Below are 853 nucleotides of genomic sequence, written 5' to 3'. Positions count from 1 at the left end.
CAAAAAAAAGCGGACAGCCTTGGCTGTCCGCAAAATGCGCACATAGAGAGGAGCTTATCGCAGACGCGTCAGAACGTTGACTGAATTTTCAGGCCAGCGACCAAAGCGTTATCGACTTCATCCACACCGCCCGGATGGGTGATGTATTGCAGGTTGGGACGCACGGTCAGCCAGTTGGTGACATGAATGCCGTAGTTGAGTTCGTAGTTGTACTCGGTCTCACGAATCGGCGAGAACGCGGCGTTGTCGTAGTCGGACACACCGTTCGCAGCGTTCAGCAGTTCAGCGTTGCGCTTGACGTCCTTGTTGACGTGGATACGCGCCGCGCCGATACCGATGTCATCCTTCGGACGCGCGTCGAACGGGCCTTTGTAGACAAACATCACCGACTGGTAGTTGTCGATGAAGTTGGTGTCCTTGTCGTGGAAAGTCGCGTTGGCAGCGATGTTCAGACCGCGAGTCGCATCACCGTTGTGGCTGGTGAGTTGCTGTTGCGCAACGAACCAGTAACCGCTTTTGCTGTTGTGCGACTTGTAGTCGTCACCGGTGGTTGCCGCATCGAGACCGTTGACGTCTTCGCGAACGTCGTCGGCATCGGCCGTGCTCTTGTAGTAACCGACGCGGTATTCGCCCGGCAGGCTGTTGACCTTCGGCGACCAGACCAATTCAACCGGCAGCACGGTACCTTTGGTGCCGCTGCCGCTGAGCTTGAAGCCGTTGCCGTGTTCCAGCTGCGACGGGTTCTGGTTGTACGCACCGATTTGCGCGTAGAGCTCGTCGTTGATGTTGTACTTCACACGGATCGCGGCCTGGCTGACGGGCCAGTTGTACCAGATGTTGGTCGCCCAGTTAC

Annotated in this window: 1 protein-coding gene; it reads right to left on the bottom strand. The window is 57.2% G+C overall.

Annotation, left to right across the window (positions count from 1 at the left end):
- Window positions 1-68: 68 nt before the first annotated feature.
- The coding region (locus tag D6877_RS18285; RefSeq protein ID WP_178083708.1) for a carbohydrate porin at window positions 69-853 on the bottom strand (785 nt) is incomplete at its 5' end.

This window comes from Pseudomonas sp. Sample_9 (assembly GCF_004307535.1).
GTDB lineage: Bacteria > Pseudomonadota > Gammaproteobacteria > Pseudomonadales > Pseudomonadaceae > Aquipseudomonas > Aquipseudomonas mercuritolerans.
The sequence above is the reverse complement of the archived record's forward strand: the minus strand, read 5'-3'. Positions and strand labels throughout refer to the sequence as shown.